General features: G+C 61.7%; 14 protein-coding genes. 4 read left to right on the forward strand and 10 right to left on the reverse strand.

Going from position 1 to position 17918, the window contains the following annotated elements; translation table 11 throughout:
• Positions 1 to 8: 8 nt before the first annotated feature.
• Together ACYCVF_RS04565 and ACYCVF_RS04570 are read right to left on the reverse strand one after the other, a co-directional pair.
• Complete coding sequence (locus tag ACYCVF_RS04565) at positions 9 to 2507, reverse strand: hypothetical protein (RefSeq protein ID WP_459597341.1); 2499 nt, start codon at positions 2505 to 2507, stop codon at positions 9 to 11.
• Positions 2508 to 2558: 51 nt separating this feature from the next.
• Complete coding sequence (locus ACYCVF_RS04570; protein WP_459597342.1) at positions 2559 to 3443, reverse strand: class I SAM-dependent methyltransferase; 885 nt, start codon at positions 3441 to 3443, stop codon at positions 2559 to 2561.
• A 371-nt stretch (positions 3444 to 3814) separates the two neighbouring features.
• Between ACYCVF_RS04570 and ACYCVF_RS04575 the strand changes: the two genes are divergently transcribed.
• The 3 genes from ACYCVF_RS04575 (at position 3815) to ACYCVF_RS04585 (ending at position 6796) form a co-directional block, all read left to right on the forward strand.
• On the forward strand, positions 3815 to 4645 hold the full coding sequence (locus ACYCVF_RS04575; RefSeq protein WP_459597343.1) for a hypothetical protein: 831 nt from the start codon (positions 3815 to 3817) through the stop codon (positions 4643 to 4645).
• Positions 4646 to 4735: 90 nt separating this feature from the next.
• The gene (locus tag ACYCVF_RS04580; protein WP_459597344.1) at positions 4736 to 5578 is read left to right on the forward strand and encodes a hypothetical protein; all 843 of its coding nucleotides are present in this window, start codon (positions 4736 to 4738) and stop codon (positions 5576 to 5578) included.
• 36 nt (positions 5579 to 5614) lie between these two features.
• A complete protein-coding gene (locus tag ACYCVF_RS04585; protein WP_459597345.1) occupies positions 5615 to 6796 on the forward strand; it encodes a hypothetical protein in 1182 nt (393 codons plus the stop codon).
• A gap of 93 nt (positions 6797 to 6889) precedes the next feature.
• Here ACYCVF_RS04585 and ACYCVF_RS04590 read toward each other — a convergent pair whose 3' ends face one another.
• The 8 genes from ACYCVF_RS04590 to ACYCVF_RS04625 are packed head-to-tail and all read right to left on the reverse strand — an operon-like array spanning position 6890 to position 16082.
• Positions 6890 to 8851, reverse strand: coding sequence for an acyltransferase family protein (locus tag ACYCVF_RS04590; RefSeq protein WP_459597346.1), 1962 nt, complete (start codon positions 8849 to 8851; stop codon positions 6890 to 6892).
• Positions 8852 to 8860: 9 nt separating this feature from the next.
• Positions 8861 to 9700, reverse strand: coding sequence for an SDR family oxidoreductase (locus ACYCVF_RS04595; RefSeq protein WP_459597347.1), 840 nt, complete (start codon positions 9698 to 9700; stop codon positions 8861 to 8863).
• Between the two features lie 14 nt (positions 9701 to 9714).
• On the reverse strand, positions 9715 to 10476 hold the full coding sequence (locus ACYCVF_RS04600; RefSeq protein WP_459597348.1) for an SDR family NAD(P)-dependent oxidoreductase: 762 nt from the start codon (positions 10474 to 10476) through the stop codon (positions 9715 to 9717).
• Positions 10473 to 11321, reverse strand: coding sequence for a sugar phosphate isomerase/epimerase family protein (locus tag ACYCVF_RS04605; protein ID WP_459597349.1), 849 nt, complete (start codon positions 11319 to 11321; stop codon positions 10473 to 10475). Before ACYCVF_RS04605 ends, ACYCVF_RS04600 begins: the two co-directional genes overlap by 4 nt.
• Positions 11318 to 12082, reverse strand: a complete 765-nt coding sequence (locus ACYCVF_RS04610; RefSeq protein ID WP_459597350.1) for an SDR family oxidoreductase — start codon at positions 12080 to 12082, stop codon at positions 11318 to 11320. The genes ACYCVF_RS04605 and ACYCVF_RS04610 overlap by 4 nt, the downstream gene beginning before the upstream one ends.
• Complete coding sequence (locus ACYCVF_RS04615) at positions 12075 to 12764, reverse strand: acylneuraminate cytidylyltransferase family protein (protein ID WP_459597351.1); 690 nt, start codon at positions 12762 to 12764, stop codon at positions 12075 to 12077. The genes ACYCVF_RS04610 and ACYCVF_RS04615 overlap by 8 nt, the downstream gene beginning before the upstream one ends.
• A complete protein-coding gene (locus tag ACYCVF_RS04620) occupies positions 12764 to 14683 on the reverse strand; it encodes an N-acetylneuraminate synthase family protein (RefSeq protein ID WP_459597352.1) in 1920 nt (639 codons plus the stop codon). The genes ACYCVF_RS04615 and ACYCVF_RS04620 overlap by 1 nt, the downstream gene beginning before the upstream one ends.
• Positions 14684 to 14705: 22 nt before the next feature.
• Entirely contained in the window at positions 14706 to 16082 is a 1377-nt protein-coding gene (locus ACYCVF_RS04625) for a GHMP family kinase ATP-binding protein (RefSeq protein WP_459597353.1), read from the reverse strand.
• Positions 16083 to 16279: 197 nt separating this feature from the next.
• Here ACYCVF_RS04625 and ACYCVF_RS04630 point away from each other — a divergent pair, with 197 nt between their 5' ends.
• Positions 16280 to 17917, forward strand: coding sequence for a carbamoyltransferase family protein (locus ACYCVF_RS04630; protein WP_459597355.1), 1638 nt, complete (start codon positions 16280 to 16282; stop codon positions 17915 to 17917).
• Position 17918 lies beyond the last annotated feature (1 nt).

Here is a 17918-nt window from a genome sequence, read left to right on the forward strand (position 1 = left end):
ACTCCATATCAGTGCGAGCAGGGAATGCGAACGACGACGGTCTGCCTGTTGGCGAACAGGACCGGAAACGGGCTGGCGCGAAGCGCGTCAGTGATACCTGGCTCCATCGGCTCCGACGGAGGAAAGTAGCTGAGACGCTGGTCGGCTGCGAGATGGGTCCACTCGATCGTGCGGGGCGTGATGATCGCGACCAGCTTCCAGGCGCTTTCGCCGGTCCCCAGAAGACTCTGGATCGTGGATATGGCCTGCTCAGGCGGAATTTCAGAGCCGATTAGGTCGGAAGGGGGCTGGGCCGCTTCCAGGCTCGTCGCCGGCACGCCGCGGACGGATCGCATGATTCCGCCCAATGCATCGGTCCTGCGCATCTGGAAGAAGGTCTCCGAGTTGATTGCCCCCACTAGGGGGGCGATCAGGCTGCAAGTGTTTGCAAGCCGCTGATCGCCCTCGGTCGGCTGCAGAATCGTGCGCACAACCGACTTTGCCCGGTTTGCAACCGTCTCGTTCACAGTATCCAGATTGGAGAACAGATACACGGCCGGCGCGCCCGTGACCGCCTGGACTATGCCCAACGTATACGGATCCGAGAGGATGACTCCATTCTGCAGATTTTCGCGGAGCCAACGAGCCAATTCAAGTTCTTCGGCGTTGTAGTGTGACACCACCGCAGTGCGATCGGGAATCGCACCGTAACTGTAGCTCCTGATGATGCCGGACAGACCAACTTTATCGACGGCCATGCCCAAGCCCACGATCCCCACCAGAGCGTAGGTGTAGACTCGTTGCGACTGGATCGGGGTCAATAGCGCGAGCGTGATGAGTAGCGCGACGCCTGAAATTTCCATCGGTCGCAGGAACGTCTGATAGCGGGCAAAGGGCAGGTCCGTTCGCCAAGCAAACGCGTAGACCAGAACCACGAGAACGGTCGCAAGCAGCGTGACCGTCGTGGCAACGAGGACCCGCCGATATCGAGAGGGTCTGAAATCGATCAGCAGCTGACAAAAAACCTCAGTCGCCGTGATCGCGAACAGCGACAATATGATTGCGCTGGTGCGATACAAGAATGGGAAGCCGGAGAGCACGGCAAGGCTCATCCCGCAGCCGCCGATCCAGGACCACACCAGCGTCACGAAACCTTCGGGTTGCGAACCGATCGCACCCGACGCATCCCGACGCACAGGTCGGGTCATCCACCACCAGGCAACGCCCAGCGTGACGCAGATGGAGAAGAGGGGGCCTATCGCCCGGCCAAGTTCGATCGTGGCGACGAGCGGTCCAGAGCCCAGGAACAGCTCTTCTCCCCCTTGGATCCTTCTGCCCAGGATCAGTTCCGTAATCGAGGAAAAGGTATCGTTGGCGCTCATTGGCGCAATGTAGCCGAAGCGCATTCCCGCAACGCAGACGACAACTCCGAGAATTATCGGGGGCATCACGAAAGACAGAAATCGCAGGCCCGCGATGCTGGACGCCGGCCAGACGGAAATCATCCGCACGACGGCAAGATACAGAAGCCAGCCGACCAGAACGGTCGGGACGAACAGGTAGGAGCCTCGATGAGCAAGCAGGAGCGTCGCCGGCCAGATGCAACCAAGAAAGATAGCCCCGCCATACCTTCCGGTGCCGCTCAGCATCCTGAGCAGGAACAGCCCGGCTAAAAGTAGCGCAAGCACGAGCGTGTTGTTGTTGAAGGCGAAAGCGAGCAGCAGCGTTGTGCCGGCGCTAACGGTCAGCAGCAGAGCGGATCGCGTCGACCCGCCGTTTGTGCCATGCTGCGCATTGCCTATCAGCACGCCAAGAAACACAACACTGCTGGCGACGGCGAGGCTGCCGTTTGTCATCAAGACGGCGGCGTTGCTGGTCGCGGCGAAGAAGAAGGCGATCCATTTCCGTTGGGAAGTGGGATAGAAGCCCTGCACGAAGGCATAGGAGGCCAACAGGAAGAACAGGATCGAGCAGAGGCGATAGGTCCAGCTAAATCTCAGGAGATCGAGGCCGAGCGTTCCAGCGAGGGCGCCTGCGACCGCCGAACGAAGATCGACATAGGACTGGGCCGCGTACGGATTGATGACACCGCCGTCGGCGTACTCCTGCGCAGTCTTCATCCAGTGAACATCCGCGCCGATGTCCGCATAAGGAAAGCTGGAAAATGCGCCGAACGACCACCACCATGTCATGAGGGCAATCGGTATCGACAGAATGCACCAGGTGGCCGCCGTGCGCGCTTCGTCGAGGCCTGGGCACCAGTTGCGCCATGAGCAGGCAAGTCCGAAGCAGGACACGACAACCATCGTCGCGAATTGAAGCCATATATCGCTCACCAATAGCGATAGTGCTCCGAGCAGGATGCCGGCTGCAGAGGCGCCGACGGTAAACCCGAGAACAACGAACTGCGTCTTCGTGAGCCGACATTCCGTGACGAGTTTCGCCGGCGCAATGGCCAAAATCGAAAGCCCGGTGCCGAGCTGGATCAGGAAGAACAGCAAGGTGAGGGCAAATGTGGTGGTCCACATCGCGAGATCTCTAGTGTGGGGGCCGCCCGGGCGGCCGAGAATTGGCGATCTTCAATTTCCTTTCGATGGATCGGCGGGGCGGCCGACAATCAGGGATCCCAGCGTGAACAGATCCTCGGGGGAGAAGCTTCTGAAGCGCGGTGCCAATCGTTCCAGGATCTGCTGCTCCGGCGGCCGGCGGTCTGGTTGGTCGCTGAGCAGCTCAAACCCGGCCTCTCGGAGCAGCTGGAGATACTCGCTGTGGCGCAAACGATTGACGTATTGAAAGCGCGACTGGAAGGGCGCCCAATCATCGTCGGAATAGGTCAGGAAGTTGAATGAGCTGATCGACGGATCGAAGCCCTTGAAGTGGTCGCCGTAGTCGATTTGCATGAGTACCACTCCGTCAGGACGCATGATGCGCCGCAGCTCCTTCAAGATGGCGGCGATGTCGCCTTTGGGAATGTGCTCGAGCGTTTCGACTGAGACTGCGCAGTCGATCGAACCGGCCGGCAGCCCCGTACTCCGGGCATCTCCCGGTGCGCGGTAGTCGATCCGCCAGTAACGCTCGAGGTCCTCCAGGGAGTTCAGATCGGGGTGGTCGGTCCCGCTCAGTCGAGAAATGACGGTTGCGTTGGAGCGGATCAGCTCCAGCTTGGCCAGGCGTTCGATGTCGACAGTGATGAAGCGCTCGGCCCCATGTGCGCTGAAGGCGAGTGGAACGATCAGATCTCGTCCGGTGCCGAACTCGAAGCAAGTCGACTCTCGCAACGGTCGAAGGCTGAACCTCTCGTGGACGCCTAGCAGCCGCCGCGCAAGGGTGTAGATGGATCTGACCTGCTTTTCGGGGCGCGGCAGTCGTCGTGTGACGTAGCGTTGCAGGGCGTAGTGCAGGTCTTCGCCCCCTGGGATCCTCGACAACACCGAGAACGCTCGCGCCTTTGTTTGCCAGCGCACGTCAGCATTTCCTCGCCGGAATGGTCGTGATCGAAGTGATGCTGACGAGCGATGGTTGAAGCACGATGCAGGTCCAGGAAGGCCGATGTTCCGGCATGTTTCGGGCGTTTACCAGGTCACGCAGCCGGCTCGGTCATACGGGAGCCGCAGCGGCAATGCAAGGTTTCCAGGGCAGGCAGGATCGCGTGCACTCGTAGAGGTAGCATAGAGTGTCCTCATGTCTGGATGTACTGCGACCGAGGGCTGCTCTCGAGCATTGACCACGGACTGGTGGCCTGACGCTTTGCGAATCGCTGGGTACGGCGTCGTTCCCGGTTGATTCCCTTGTGGGCTCAGCGTAAACAGGCGCTGAATCGCGTCGACGTTTTGGCATGCGGGCAAGAACATCGCGTCTGATTTGTGAAAAGCCGCCGGCCGGCTCGGTTTGTGCCGATCCCTTGTCTCCCGCCGAGTCTTTTCGAATGCCCGGTGATTTGCTGATTGGCGAGGCTGTCGCAAGAGGCTATCCGCCCGCTGTGCTCTACCTGCGCAACGACGAGACCGTCACGACGGAAGTCTGCGCATTCAACTACTTCTCGATCTTCATGAAGGATCATCCCGACGTGGATGCGCATGTCTGGTTCTTCGATGGAGCGGGTACGCCAGCCGGGTACTTCCATAGGGAACTCGGCATCAACGGACAGCTGCAATTACAGACTTCGGAGCTGTGTCCGCGGGTTTCCGGAACCGTGGCCATGACGCTGATCCCGAAGCATGAGACCAAGCTTCGTCCGGGCCGGAAGGTGACCACTGGCTATTACGCACAATATTTCTCGCAACGCGGCGCGGTGACCTTGTCGCACGAGCGCGAGCCAGTCGCGGCAGCGCCGTTCCCCACTTCTGCCTGGATGCAATCCTATCTCACGCGACTCCTGAAGGAGTCGGGCGTGGTACTCGTGAACTCCTGCATGGCCTCCGAAGGCGTCTCGGTTGGCACGGCCCGGCTCATGGCCCTGAACGGCATGGAATTGGGTCAGAGTGCGTTGCCGGAGATCGCTCCGATGGGTGCCGCGCGCATCGGCACGCTGGACCTTTTCCCCGAGGCCGAAAGGTTGATTGGCGCAGCCGAAGGTTTTGCCCTGGAGTTCAAGGGCACCAACATCGCCAGCCCGTTCAGCTACTATGAGTTCGCCAACGGCAAGTTCAGCTTGCATCACTTTTAGGGCGCATCCGTGACCCGTTTTCCCTCCAGTCCCTGGAAGCCGTATGAGCCCAGATTCATGTTCCCGACATTTGCGGGCATCGAGTCGCGTATGGGTTTTTCGATCCCTGCTTGGTATCGTCCGGTCGACATCAGGTATCTCCGCAGCCTTGTCGCCGGCAGCCTTCGAAAGAATTTTCGCGAAACCGTCAAGGATCTCGTTCCCGAGCTCGCCAGCCTGGTTGCTTCGGGCTTCAGCAAGAAGCTGAGGTTCAAGCTGCACATTCTCTCGCGCGACGGCGACTACCGCGCGACCTACGATTTTCCGGAGGACTACGCGCCGGGCGCTTCCGTCGAGGTCGAGCTGTCGCGTCTTTTTGCCTCGCTCAAGCTGCCGCAGGACGATTATCTGGTCATCGCCGTGATGTCGCGCGGACGTATGGACGGCTTCCGGTCCTCGCCTGCCAGCTATTCGATGACCTATATCGATCAGGATAACGTCGCGATCTACCGCACCGGTGCGTTTGCCCGGCCCTTGAACGAGGGCCGACTCAAAGCGCATGTCGGATTCACCGGCATCAATCCGAAGATCATCGCGACCAGCGACATCGTCAGCAGCGTGATGCTGATCAATCACTCCTCCGATCCTGAATATGCTCATTCGGCGCGGCCGACGTCGAAGCTGATCCGCGGAGACGGCGAGCAGATCGAGGCCGACTTCGGCGAGATCCCGCCGCTCGGGGCGCGTGAGATGTCGGTCGTCGACATGTTCGGCGGTCGCGTCTTCGACTTTCTAAAGCCGTTTGGAGGCCGCGGATCCACAGTCACAACCTGCGCCGGCGTGACGCTCGCGAGCCTGCATTTGCAGCGTACGAACGATAATCGGCGGACGTTGCTGGGTATCGAGCACTCGCGACCTGCGCACATGAATCTCGCTGGTATTTTGCAGCATTAGCTGGGTGGCCAATTTTCGGGCAAGGGTGATGCCGTCATGGAATGGCGCACTTGGACGATGTGGAGCTCCAACGAGGGCACGAAGACCCCACCTCTCGGATTGGTGCTGGGGTTCTGGATCGTCTCGAACGTTCTGGTCGTCGCCTGGTGGTGGGCGGACATTTCCGACAGGTTTGTCCCGGGCGTGCTGCAGTATGGCCAGATTGCCTTCATTGTCTTTGCGGCGATTGCACCGCTGGTGCTACTATATAGAGGCAGAAGAGTTTTTCTCGATCCAGTCGTGCTGGGATTGCTCGTTAGCTGCTGTCTCGCCTTGTCCGTCACGGCACATGAAGCCAATTTGCTGCGAGACCAAACGCAATACAGCCTCGATCGCGAGATTCAGTTCGGCAGATCCAATGCTGTCGAAGGCCTTATCCGACCGCTGATCGCGAGGATCACGGAGACTTACGTTGAGATCCTCGGCGACGACCACACCGAAGGTGGGTCGGGCTTCTATACTCACATCGTCATCAACTACATGTTCGATTCCCTGTCGTTCCTCGCGGTGTTTGCGTTGGCGACGTTGCTTCTTTCACCGATTTCGGCGTGGCTGTGTCTTATTACCTTTGCGTTCTATGCACAGATGGCAATATATCCGGGTCGAGTGGGCGCTCTCTTTATCGCCGGCGGATTGTTCTGGCAGCTGTTTCTGTTGGCTTCGCGACGATATCCAGCGGCGATCATTTCAGGGCTAATCATCAGCTTCGGGCGAGCCGACATCGTGTTTGCTTCGACCTTTGCGCTCATCGGCATTGCGGCGTTCGAGAGGCGATGGCCAACACTGATCGAAGCCTGTGTGCTCGCCTTGCTGATCATCTTTTCGCTGCTGGTGCCGCAGATGTTGATCTGGATGCGTCCCGACGCGGATTTCTCATCCTTCTTGGTCACCGATGGCGACTTCAGCAAGCTGGTCGGCAATCTTAAAGGCATGAAGCTTGTAGTCGCTATTGCAAGTCCGGTGCTCGCGATCGCAATCGTGAGACTAGCTCCGCTCACCCGGACGACTGCAGTCGTCGTTCCAACTGCGCTGATTCATGTCGGGCTTGTCTTGCTCATAGCGGACTTTTCCGAGACACGCCTCGTCATACCTGCACTGGGTGGACTTGCTTTCGTAGCCAGCGAAGCACTCGGGAATCTGTTGGAGCGCAAGGGTGACGTTCAGGCCGGAAGCAACTGAGATGGGGCGATCACGCGCCGCTCGATACGTATTATTCTCTCGACCACGCAGCCAGCTGGACTGCACACGAAGAATGACTGCCGGAGCTTGCGTTTACTTCCCAGAGGGCGTGTCCCTCATAAGGAGCGCCTTCAGGTATCTTCCAATGATGCGTTCCCCGCAGACACTGAGATGGTCGAGATCTCTGTACATTAGGCAATCGCCCTCCAGAAGGCCCATCGCGGCCTGATCTACGACAGTTGAGAATGATATGTAACGGAAGTCCTGGCTTCGCCGGTCAATTTTACTATGAAGATGCTTCTCGAGTGCGGAGAAGATGTCCACCGTCACAGCATTGAGGTGGAACCCTCGCCGGGCAACTCGTTTCATGTTCTCGAGATCGCGGAAATCCATTCGTGGCTCAACAAAAGGACCCAGCCAGATTGTATTGGTCATTTTGGACATGGCTTGGAGATAATCGATCGTCATGGCGATCGGACGATCGTTGAAGTGGTATTTGCCTCCAAACCTCAAGACGTCCGCAGGCTCCTGCCGATCATGCTCGTCGACCACGAGGTGCGATCCGGAGAAATGCAGAATCGCCGTCCCGACAACGTCTCGGTGAGAGTCCATGAACTTGTCGAATTCAAGATAGGGACATTCGGGAATCCTGGCCCAGGGCCGACATCCAGGGCCGACCAAGCCTACGACGAACTTGGCATAGTTGTTCCTGAACAGCGCATTGTAGATATTCATCGCATGTGAATCGCCGAGAACAATGGTTGCAGGTCCGAATCTTTTCGAACAATCGATGATCCGGTTCCATGCGGCAGGTTCCAATTGCGTTGTCCAAAATACGCAATCGCCGTCTGAACCCATGTCCCTGATGAAATCGCCCCCAGTGTTGCGCTCCAGCAATTCGGATAGACGGCGAGTTTCGTCGCTGCTGAAGTATGGTCGTTGTTCTTCGAATCCGTTCGTGGCGATCGCGGCGATGCCGATGCCGGCAAGGCAGGACATTCCGAGCGAGCAAAGTGCAACCAGTGTCGGCCCTCTCAACCACTTCCGATCTCTGGCCGGCTGCTCGATAAAGCGGTAGGTCGCGACGGCAAGCACGAGAGAGATCGCGGTCAGCGCCAAAGACAGCTCGACGCTAGGCCGGTCGAAGCCGCTCAATCGAGCGAAAACAAACACCGGCTGATGCCACAAATAGGCGCTGTAGCTAATGAGGCCGATCGATACCGGAATTCGACTTCCCAGGAGCTTGCCGGTTCTCGTCTCGGCGCTTGCAAATGCGATGATTAGGGAAGCCCCAAGGACTGGTGGCAGCGCGCGGAACCCGGGGTATCGAACTTCCCCATGGTCAAGAAGGCTGTAACCGATAAGCGCGATGCCGACGACAACGAAAATGTCGAGCGCGGTATTTGGCAGCTCAGCCCTTAGTTTCGTCACTGGCCATAACGCCAGAACGGCGCCAATGAGCAACTCCCAGAGCCGGCTCGGAATCAGATAGAACGTAGCTTCCTTGGTCTGAGGGCCCCATTGGGCATAGGCAATGCTCGCGAGCGCAATCGCGGCGAACAGCATGCCTGCTCGCCTGCGGCCAAATCGCAAGGCGCCCATCAGTACAATGGGGAACGCCAGGTAAAACTGCTCTTCGACGCCGAGGCTCCACGTATGCAACAGCGGCTTCAGTTCGGCGGCCCTGTCGAAGTAACCACTCTGCGCCCAGAAAAAGACGTTCGACGCGAATGCGCACACCGCGATCACGCTTTTCGAGAATTCGGTCACCTCGCGTGGAAGCATGAAGATGAGAACGAAAGGAACGCAGGCGAGTAGAACCACGATGAGTGCGGGCAATATTCTCCGGACCCGCCTTTCGTAGAAGGCTGCGAACGTGAATCTGCCGTCCTCCATCTCCGTGCTGATGATGGATGTGATCAGATAGCCGCTGATGACGAAGAATATGTCGACGCCGAGGTAGCCTCCCGGGATCGCATTCAGTCCGGCGTGGAAGAGAATAACCGAAAGAACGGCGATCGCTCTAAGGCCATCGATTTCGGGACGATAATGCACTTGGTGCCGCTACCACACGCTTCGTCCGCCGTCCATGACGAGGTTCTGGCCCGTCATGTAGCTCGAGGCATCCGAGCACAGGAATTGCACGGCGGCGCGGTACTCGTCGACATCGGCCATGCGGCCCATCGGGATCAGGCGCGTCAGTCGCTCAACGAAGGCGGGATCCTGGTTGTTGAAGACGCCGCCGGGAGAGATCGCATTGACGCGGACGCCGTGATCGGCCCAGTAGGTCGCCAGATACTTCGTCAGCCCGATCAAACCGTGCTTGATCACGGAGTAGGTTACCGGTTTCACCGGCTGTTCCTCCTCGCGCGTCACCTGCGGCTGGCGGTAGAGCCGCTGGTCCGGCGCGATCACGCCGAGATCGGAGGCGATGTTGAGGATCACGCCGCGGCCGCGCGTTGCCATCGCGCCGCCGAACACCTGGGCGCACAGCATCGCACCGGTCAGGCCCACGGCGATCTCGGTCTGCCATTGCGGCACCGGAAACGCCTCGAAGCGGGAAGAATGCATCACGCCGGGCGCGGAGGTCACCTTGGGGTCGATCGCCGCGTTGTTGACGAGGATGTCGACGGATACGCCGCGGCCGGAAAGCTGCTCGTTTGCAGCCCGCACCGAGTCGAGTGTGGTGACGTCGATCGCAAGCGCGATCAGGTCGGCGGACGGCGCGTTCTGCTTGAGCGCGGCAACCGCTGCTTCGGCCTGCTTAAGTCCGACGTCAGTGACGACGACGCGCGCGCCGGCCTCTGCCAGCGCGGCGACATGCTGCCGCCCGAGCAGGCCGCCTGCGCCGGTCACGAGGGCGGTGCGGCCGGTCAGGTCATAGCGTGAGGACGGGCTTGCCATCGGAAGGCTCCTGTTCAACTGCGCAACTGACCGCCGTCGGCGACCATCACGCTGCCGGTGATGAACGAAGCTCGGGGCGAGGCGAGAAAAGCCACGAGGTCGGCGATCTCTTCCGGCTTACCCAGCCGGCGCAGCGCCACATCACGGACGAGCATCTCCTCGACCGCAGCACTGTCCTCGGCGAGCTTGCGCGCCCAGGTGCCGTCCACGGCCAGGATGTTGCCCGGCGCTACCGCATTGATGCGGATGCCTTCGAGCGCCAGCGGCCGGGCCAGGCCGCGCACGGTCGCATTCAGCGCGGCTTTCGCTGCGGAGTAGGTGACGGGCGCGCCAAGCGCTGCCATGCCCGCGATCGAAGAGATGCAGACGATGGCCCGATCGCCGCCGCCGCGTGCCATCAGCGGCCGGCCCGCCTCGATCATGTTGGTTGTGGCGAAGAGATTGAGGTCCATCACCCGCGACCACTCCGCCGCAGTTTCCTTCCCGGGGGGTACGGAGGTGCCGCTACCGACGTTGCAGACCAGGATGTCGAGGCGCCCCCACTGCCGTTCGACCTCGTGCATCAGCGTCGCGACAACAGCCGGATCGGTGACATCGGCCACGTGTACCGATGTGCTGCCGCCGACTGCAGCCCGTGCGGCATCCAGCGCGTCTGTGCCTCGCGCGGCGAGCGCGACCTTGGCGCCTTCCCCGGCGAGCGTCGTCGCGATCGCAAGGCCGATCCCACGGCTGGCGCCGGTGACGAGAGCGACGCGATCGTTCAGCTCGAGCTTCATCGCGCCGCGTCCTCGATCCAGCGAACCGTCATGTCGCGATATTTCGCGAGCGCGCCTGCGTGATCGCCATCGCTGGCTCGTGCGGTTTGCAGGATGTACTGGCCCTTGTAGCCGGATCGCTCGATCAGCCGGATCGTGTTCGCCAGATCGGCATCGCCGGTGCCGAGCGGAACGGTGGTGCCGCCCCTGACACGGTCCTTCACGTGCACGTTGAGAATGCGCGGCGCGTAAGCGTCGATCTCCTCGGCGCTGTCGTAGCCGAGCGAAGCGCTGTTGCCGCTGTCGTAGTTGATTCCGAAGACCTCTGCCGGAAACGACGTCATGAAGTGCGCGAGCTCGCGCGGGGGCAGATCGGACTCGAAGACGATCCTGACATTGCGCCTTGCAAGTGTCTCCGATCGCGCGAGCAGCACGCGCTTCAACGTGTCGCTCTCCCTCTGGCGCTCGATCTTGCCGTTGTCGACCAGTGGGACCACGACGAACTCGATGCCGACGCGGCTACAGGCGGCGATCAGGAGGTCGAGGTCGGCGACGAGCGCGTCGCGCACGACGGCGTCGACCTTCCAGAACGGCGCCTGCATGAAACAGTCGCCGGTCAAGCTCGGGATCCGCACGGTGTTCTCCCGCGACAGTGCCAGAATCTCCTGCTGTCCCGGCTCGGTCATCAACGGATTTTCGCGAAGCCGCTCCTGATCGATGGTCCACTCCATCTGCGTCAGGCCGAGCGCCTTGGCGCGAGGAAATTCCTCGCGCCATTCATTCCACGGGAATGCCTGGATCTTGCCGTCGACCAGTGCCGACAGGCGTCCCTGCATGAAACCGATGCGTTGCAGTGTTGCGGTCACGATGTGCTGTCCGAGCTGATGGCGAGACCCTTGCTGGTCCAGCCGCCGTCGACGAAGATCTCCTGGCCGGTCACATAGGCGGAGGCTTCCGACGCCAGAAAAACGGCGGCGCCGACCATGTCGGCCGGCTGCCCCCAGCGGCCGAGCATGGTGTGGCGGCGCCTCGCCTCGTGCATGACGGGGTCGGCAAAGCTCTTCGCGGTCATCTCGGTCGCGACGTAGCCCGGCGCGAGCGCGTTGACGCGGATGCCGTCGGCGGCATAGTCGGCGGCGAGTGCGCGCGTCAGCCCGGCAAGACCCGCCTTCGCCGCCACGTAGCCGGGATTGCCGGGAAAGCCGCGGACAGAGTTGATGCTGGTGACGTTGACGATCGCCGCAGAGCCCGCGTTCTTCAGAAGCGGATAGGCGGCAAGGATGGTGGCGTAGACGCCGGTGAGGTCGGTTGCGACCGTGGCGCGGAAGCGCGCGAGCTCGCTTTCGGTGCTCTGCACCGGAAGACTGATGCCGGCGGCATTCACGAGTGCGTCGATGCGCTCGCCCTTTGCCGCAATGGTGCGGAACGCGTGTTCGATTGCTCCGTCATCGGAAAGGTCGCAGCCAATGGCGGTGACGCCCTGCGGCGCGGTTCCGGACCGGCTGAGGCCGAACACCATGGCACCCGCATCCTGCAGGCCGCTCGCAATCGCCGCGCCAATCCCGCGCGAGGCGCCGGTGACGACCGCGATCTTGCCTGCGAGAGAGAACGCGCTGAGATCAGGCATAGCCGTAACTGCGCATGATGGCGGCGCACAGCTTGACGTCTTCAGGGCGGTCGATCTGGAACATCTTGTGACGCTCCATCACGTGAAAGCCGATCTTGCCGCCGAGACGATTGTTGTGCTCGCGCAGGAGGGATGGGATCAGGACGTAGAACGAGCCGTTCTCGAGATAGCGCTTCTCGATCTGCTGTCGCATCCGGCGGTTGCGATAGTCGTAGTTGATCGGCTCCGGTCCGCTCGCACCGATCCGCCAGTTGAAGTAGTCCTCGACCTCACAGACCGAGAGCAGGCTGTCGAGTTGGTCGCGATCGAAGGTCGCAAGCGCGCTCTCTATGTCGCCGGGCTCGCGGATCGGCGATGTGGCCTGAAGTGCGACGATGCGCTCAAACCGTCCCATTCGCGCCTCGGTCGCGTCAAGGGCATGCAGCCAGGCGGATTCGGAGGAGGCGAGGTCACCCGAAATGTCATCCGGACGCCGCACGCCGACCGCTCCTGCGGCCTCGGCGGCGGCGAGGATATTGTCGCTGTCCGACGAGACCGCCACAACGTCGACGCCACGCGCGGCGCGTGCCTGCTCGACCGTCCAGGCGATCAGCGGCTTGCCGCAGAGATCAAGCAGGTTCTTGTGCGGGATGCCCTTGGAGCCGCCGCGCGCAGCGATCACGGCCAGCGTCTTGCGCGCCATCAGATGTGTCCCTCGAGACGCTCGAGCGCGGTCCAGAAGCCTTCACCCATGTTCTTGTGGCCCTGCCATATTTCGGGAATGAACGACGCCGTCGGCGCATGCTTGCGCAGCACCTGTCCGATCTCGTCGAAATCGATCTCGCCTTCGCCGATCTGGAGACCTTCGCCGTCGAGCCCCTTGGCGTCGCCGAAATGCAGATGCGCGGTGTGCGGCCCGAGTTGGGCCAGGCCTTGCGCAAAGTCGAAGCCGAAATGGTTGGCGGCGAGCTTGGTGTGGGAGATGTCGACGCACATGCGCAGATCATGCTTGGCGCAGAACGCGGCCGATTCCTCCGGAAAGATGAAGATGTTCTGATGACGCTGGCCGCCGAAATGCCAGGGGAACGGCGCCATGGTCTGCGGCGTCAGCTCGACGCCGTCCATGTCGAGCTCGGTCAAGCTCTGGGCAAAGATGCGGTAACGCTCGGCTTTCTCCTCCGGCGACAGCGGCTCGTCCATGGTGAAGCCGCCGATATTGGCGACGATGGGTGGACGCCCGGTCTTGGGAAAGAACTTCTTGAGTCCGCGGGTGATGTCGATCACCGCCTGCGTCTGCTCCAGCGAGTAGCGACGCAGCGCCTCGTCGGGAGTGGCGAGATCCATGAGCTTGGAGCCGGCAAACAGCTCCGGCGCATGCACGACGAAGCCGAGATCATAGGTGCCGGACAGATAGGTTGCGGGATCGCGTTCCATGTCGCTGTAGCTGAGATGGAATTCGATAATGTCGGGCTCGCAGATGTCCAGGAAGCGTGCGGTGTCGTGATAGCGCACCGGCACACCCCAAGGGCGGTCGAAGCGGTAGCGCCGTGCCTTTGCGACGCCCTCGTCGAGATCGCTCTGGAAGAAATAGTCATCCGCAGCCATCGTTCGCGTCAGCTTGCGGCCGAGCAGTGCCGGCATCTTCAGCGGCGACAGTCCCTGTCCCGGGCTCTTCACGGCGATGTCGCCTTCGGAGATCACCGTGCCGGCCGAGAGGTCGCGCGCGGCCACCAGGCTCTTGGCGAGGTTTTCGCGGTTGATCAGCTCGCCCTGGCTCAGTGCACGTTCCGCGAGCTTCTCGCCGCGCGCCGCCTCGACCTCGCGGATGCCGGAGACGAGTGCCTTGAACTCCTCCGGCTCCAGGCTCGCGGCATGGTCCGGGCCTTCCATCTCGCGGTCGAGCGTGATGTGGCGTTCGATGACGACGGCGCCGAGCGCGACAGCCGCAATCGAAACGGCAATGCCGCGCTCGTGACCCGAATAACCGACGACAGGGTGGATCTCGCGCAGCGTCTCCATGAAACGCAGATGGATGTTGTGGAGCGCTGCCGGATAGGTGCTCTGGCAGTGCAGGAGCACGTAGCTGGCATTCCGGTCGTCGAGGAATTTCGCGGCGGCCTTGATCTCGTCCGTCGTGCTCATGCCGGTCGAGACGATCAGCGTCTTGCCAGTCGCGGTGAGGCGAGCGAGCAGCGGCAGGTTGGTGAGGTCGGCCGAGGCGACCTTGTAGGCCTGTACGCCGAAGCCTTCGAGTACGGCGACGCTCTTCGCGTCCCAGGGCGTGCAGAGGTACTGGATACCCTTCGTTGCGCAATACTCGGCGATCTTCTTCTGTTGCGCGGTCGGCAGCTCGAAGCGGCGCAAGAGATCCAGCGTATACTCGACCGCGAGGTCGTCATCCTTCCCCGACAGGCTCGAGGCGCGATAGACCTCGTCGAGCTTGCGCATCTGGAATTTGGCGCAATCGGCGCCGGCGGCGACCGCGGCATCGACCAGCGCAATGGCGCGCTCGAAATCGCCATTATGGTTGTTGCCGATTTCGGCGATGACGTAGCAGGGCTCATCGTCGCCCAGAAGACGGTTGCCGATGCGAACCAAGGCGGGCTGTTTGGGCGATGTCATCAACATTCTCGTCTCATATGCGTCAGGCCAGCCGCGCGGGAAAACGCGACTTCCACGTGCGCAGCCCGTTCTCCTCGAACATGATGCGCGAGCAGCTATGCCCCTCCTGTTCCAGCGCCGCAATGAGCTGGTAGCGCTCGAACGGACGTACGAAGAACAGGAAGTATCCGCCGCCGCCGGCGCCCAGCAGCTTGCCGCCGACCGCGCCGTGCTGCTTGGCGAAATCGTAGATCGCGTCGATCGCGTCCGACGAGATCTTCGAGCTCAGCTTCCGCTTGGCGTGCCAGGCCTCGTCGATCAGCCGGCCGCATTCCAGGAGCTGGCCGCGCAGCAGATGACGCCTTATGTCGCGCGTCACTTCCTTCTGCTTGGCGGCCGCGGCGACGGCGTCGCTGGTCTCGTGCTGGGCCTTCTGGTCGCGGTGAATGGCGCCGGAATCGCGGCCGGAGCCGGTGTAGCAGAGCACCAGGCTTTCCTCGAGCTCGGCGATGATGTTGGGATCGAGGCGAAGCGGCACGATCGTGTTCTGGTCGGAGAAGAACTCCATGTGGTTGAAGCCGCCGAACACGGTGGCGTACTGATCCTGCCAGCCGCCGGGAATGTTGAGCATCAGCCGCTCGGCCTGGAACGCCATCTCCGCGATCTCGTGGCGGTCCCACTGATCCCCGCGGAATTCGTTGAAGCAGCCGATGATCGCGGACGAGACCACCGCCGAGCCGCCGAGACCGGAGCCGACCGGGAAATCGGCGGACACCTCGAGCTCGAATCCGTAAGTCGGCTTGATCAGGCGCACGACCGACTTGATCAGCGCGAGATCTCCGCCCGTTTCGAGTTCTGCGAGATTGTCGGCCTCGACCGTGCAGCGGAAGTCGTGCGAGTAGATGCGGATGCTCGGATCGCTCCGGCGCCGCAGCGTCGCGTGAGCGTACATCTTGATCGTGGCGCTGATCACCGCGCCTCCGTCATTGGCCACGAAGTAGTGCGTCAGGTCGGTGCCGCCGCCGGAGAAGCTGATCCGCACCGGCGAGCGCGCGCGGGCGAACACCTCGCTCTCTTCCGACAGGTTGAACAGCTCGCGGCTGAAGACGTCGACCAGCCGCCCGTCGCCATCGAGGATCGGCACGACGTGCACGCGCTGGTCGAGCAGCTTGAGGATCTGCTCGCGCGGCCCGCCGGTCGGCGCCCAGACGAAGTTGCGATTGACGCAAGTCGCAACCCGGTCGTGGATCGTGATGCCGGTCAGCATGCGCCTGCGGATGTCGCCGTCCGTCACGGCACCGACGATTCGTCCGCTCGCGTCCTGCGCGAACAGGATGCCGAGCATGTTGGCATTCAGGCGCCGGAAGGCTTCCTCAATGGTCTCGGTCTCGGCGATGGTGACGAGGGTTCGTTCAAGCACGTTTTGGGGTCCAGGAAGGGCCAATTCCAGGCCATATCGCAGCAGGTTGGTAATACGGGAGCCGCAGGGTCGATGCAAGGTTCCTGCGCCCCGGGGCATCGCGCCAGTATGACTGCCGTCAAGCACTCCGGCCGGGCCGTAGCCGATTTACATTGGCGGTGGTTTCTATAGAAGGCTCCGCAAGGGGTCTACACGACATGTATGTGATCGGAATCAGCTCGGGGATCAAGCACGGGCACCATGACGGTGCGGCGGTGCTGTTGCGGGACGGCGAGTTGATCGCAGCCGCGGAGGAGGAGCGCTTCACGCTGGCGAAACACGCGCGCGGCGAGCTGCCGCGCGGCGCGATCGGATTCTGCCTGAAGCAGGCCGGCATCACCATGCGTGAGGTCGACTGGATCTGCTCGCCGCTGAAGACCTATACGAACTACGCGCAACGCCTCACCGATTATTTCAAATACCAGTTCGGCCACAGCCCGAAGATCGAACTCTACGACCATCATCTCTGTCATGCCGCGAGCTCGTTCTACGGCTCCGGTTTTTCGGAGGCGACCGTCGCCTGCTTCGATTTCTCGGGCGATTCCAGCTCCGGCCTCGTGGCGCATGCGCGCGGCAATGATTTCCGCGTGCTGACCCGATTTGGTCGCCACAACAGTCTTGGTCTCTATTACGGGATGTTGACGCAGTATCTCGGCTATCAGATGACCAATGACGAGTACAAGGTCATGGGCCTGTCGTCCTATGGCAGCCCGGACTATCTCGACAAGTTCGCCAAGCTCCTGCGCCCATGCGGCATCAGCTACGAGCTGGATCCCGATCTCGACAAGCGCAGGCGCGACGCGGGCATCTTCACCAGCGATTTCTCGACGCGGCAGGAGCGCATCTTCACCGAGAAGATGGAGGAGATTCTGGGTCCTCGGCGGCTGCGCGGCGAGCCGCTCGACCAGCGGCTCACCAACATCGCCGCGAGCGGCCAGAAACAGCTCGAGATCGTCACCACCGAGGTAATCCGGTCCGCGATCGCCGAGACCGGCTGCGCGGACGTCTGCATCGCCGGTGGTGTCGGCCTGAATTGCAAGATGAACATGGAGATTGCGGCCGAGCCGTCCGTGAAGCGTCTTTACGTGCCTCCGGTGCCGCACGATGCGGGCGTGGCGCTCGGTGCCGCGATGATGAAATGCGCCGAGGCGGGCCACGCAATTGCGCCGCTGACCCATGCTTACTGGGGACCGGAATATTCCAACGACACGATCCGGGAGACTCTGGACAAGATCGGCGCGCGGTTCGAGCGGCTCGACGATCCCGTGTCGCGCTGCGTCGCAGACCTGACGGAGCAGAAGACGGTGGGCTGGTTCCAGGGACGGATGGAGTATGGTCCGCGGGCGCTCGGCAACCGCTCGATCCTGGCCGACCCGCGCCAAGCGGGCATGAAGGACCGCATCAATCTCACCATCAAATACCGCGAGGAGTTCCGTCCGTTCTGCCCTTCGGTGCTGTATGAACGCCAGGCCGACTACTTCGAGGACACGTTCGACGCGCCGTTCATGGTGGTGACGTTCCCGGTCAACGAGAAGGTCGCCGAGACCATGCCTGCGGTGGTCCATGTCGACAACACCGCGCGCATCCAGAGCGTCCATGCGAACACCAATCCGCTCTACAGCCGCCTGATCGGCGAATTCGCGAAGGCGACCTCTCTGCCGGTTCTGATCAACACCAGCCTAAACATCAACGAGCAGCCGACGGTGAACGCTCCGTTGGAGGCGTTGCACACGTATTTCTGCTCCGGTCTGGACGTGCTCTATCTCGGCAATTACCGGCTGTCGAAATCGAATTGAC

It is taken from the genome of Bradyrhizobium cedriense (assembly GCF_054602315.1).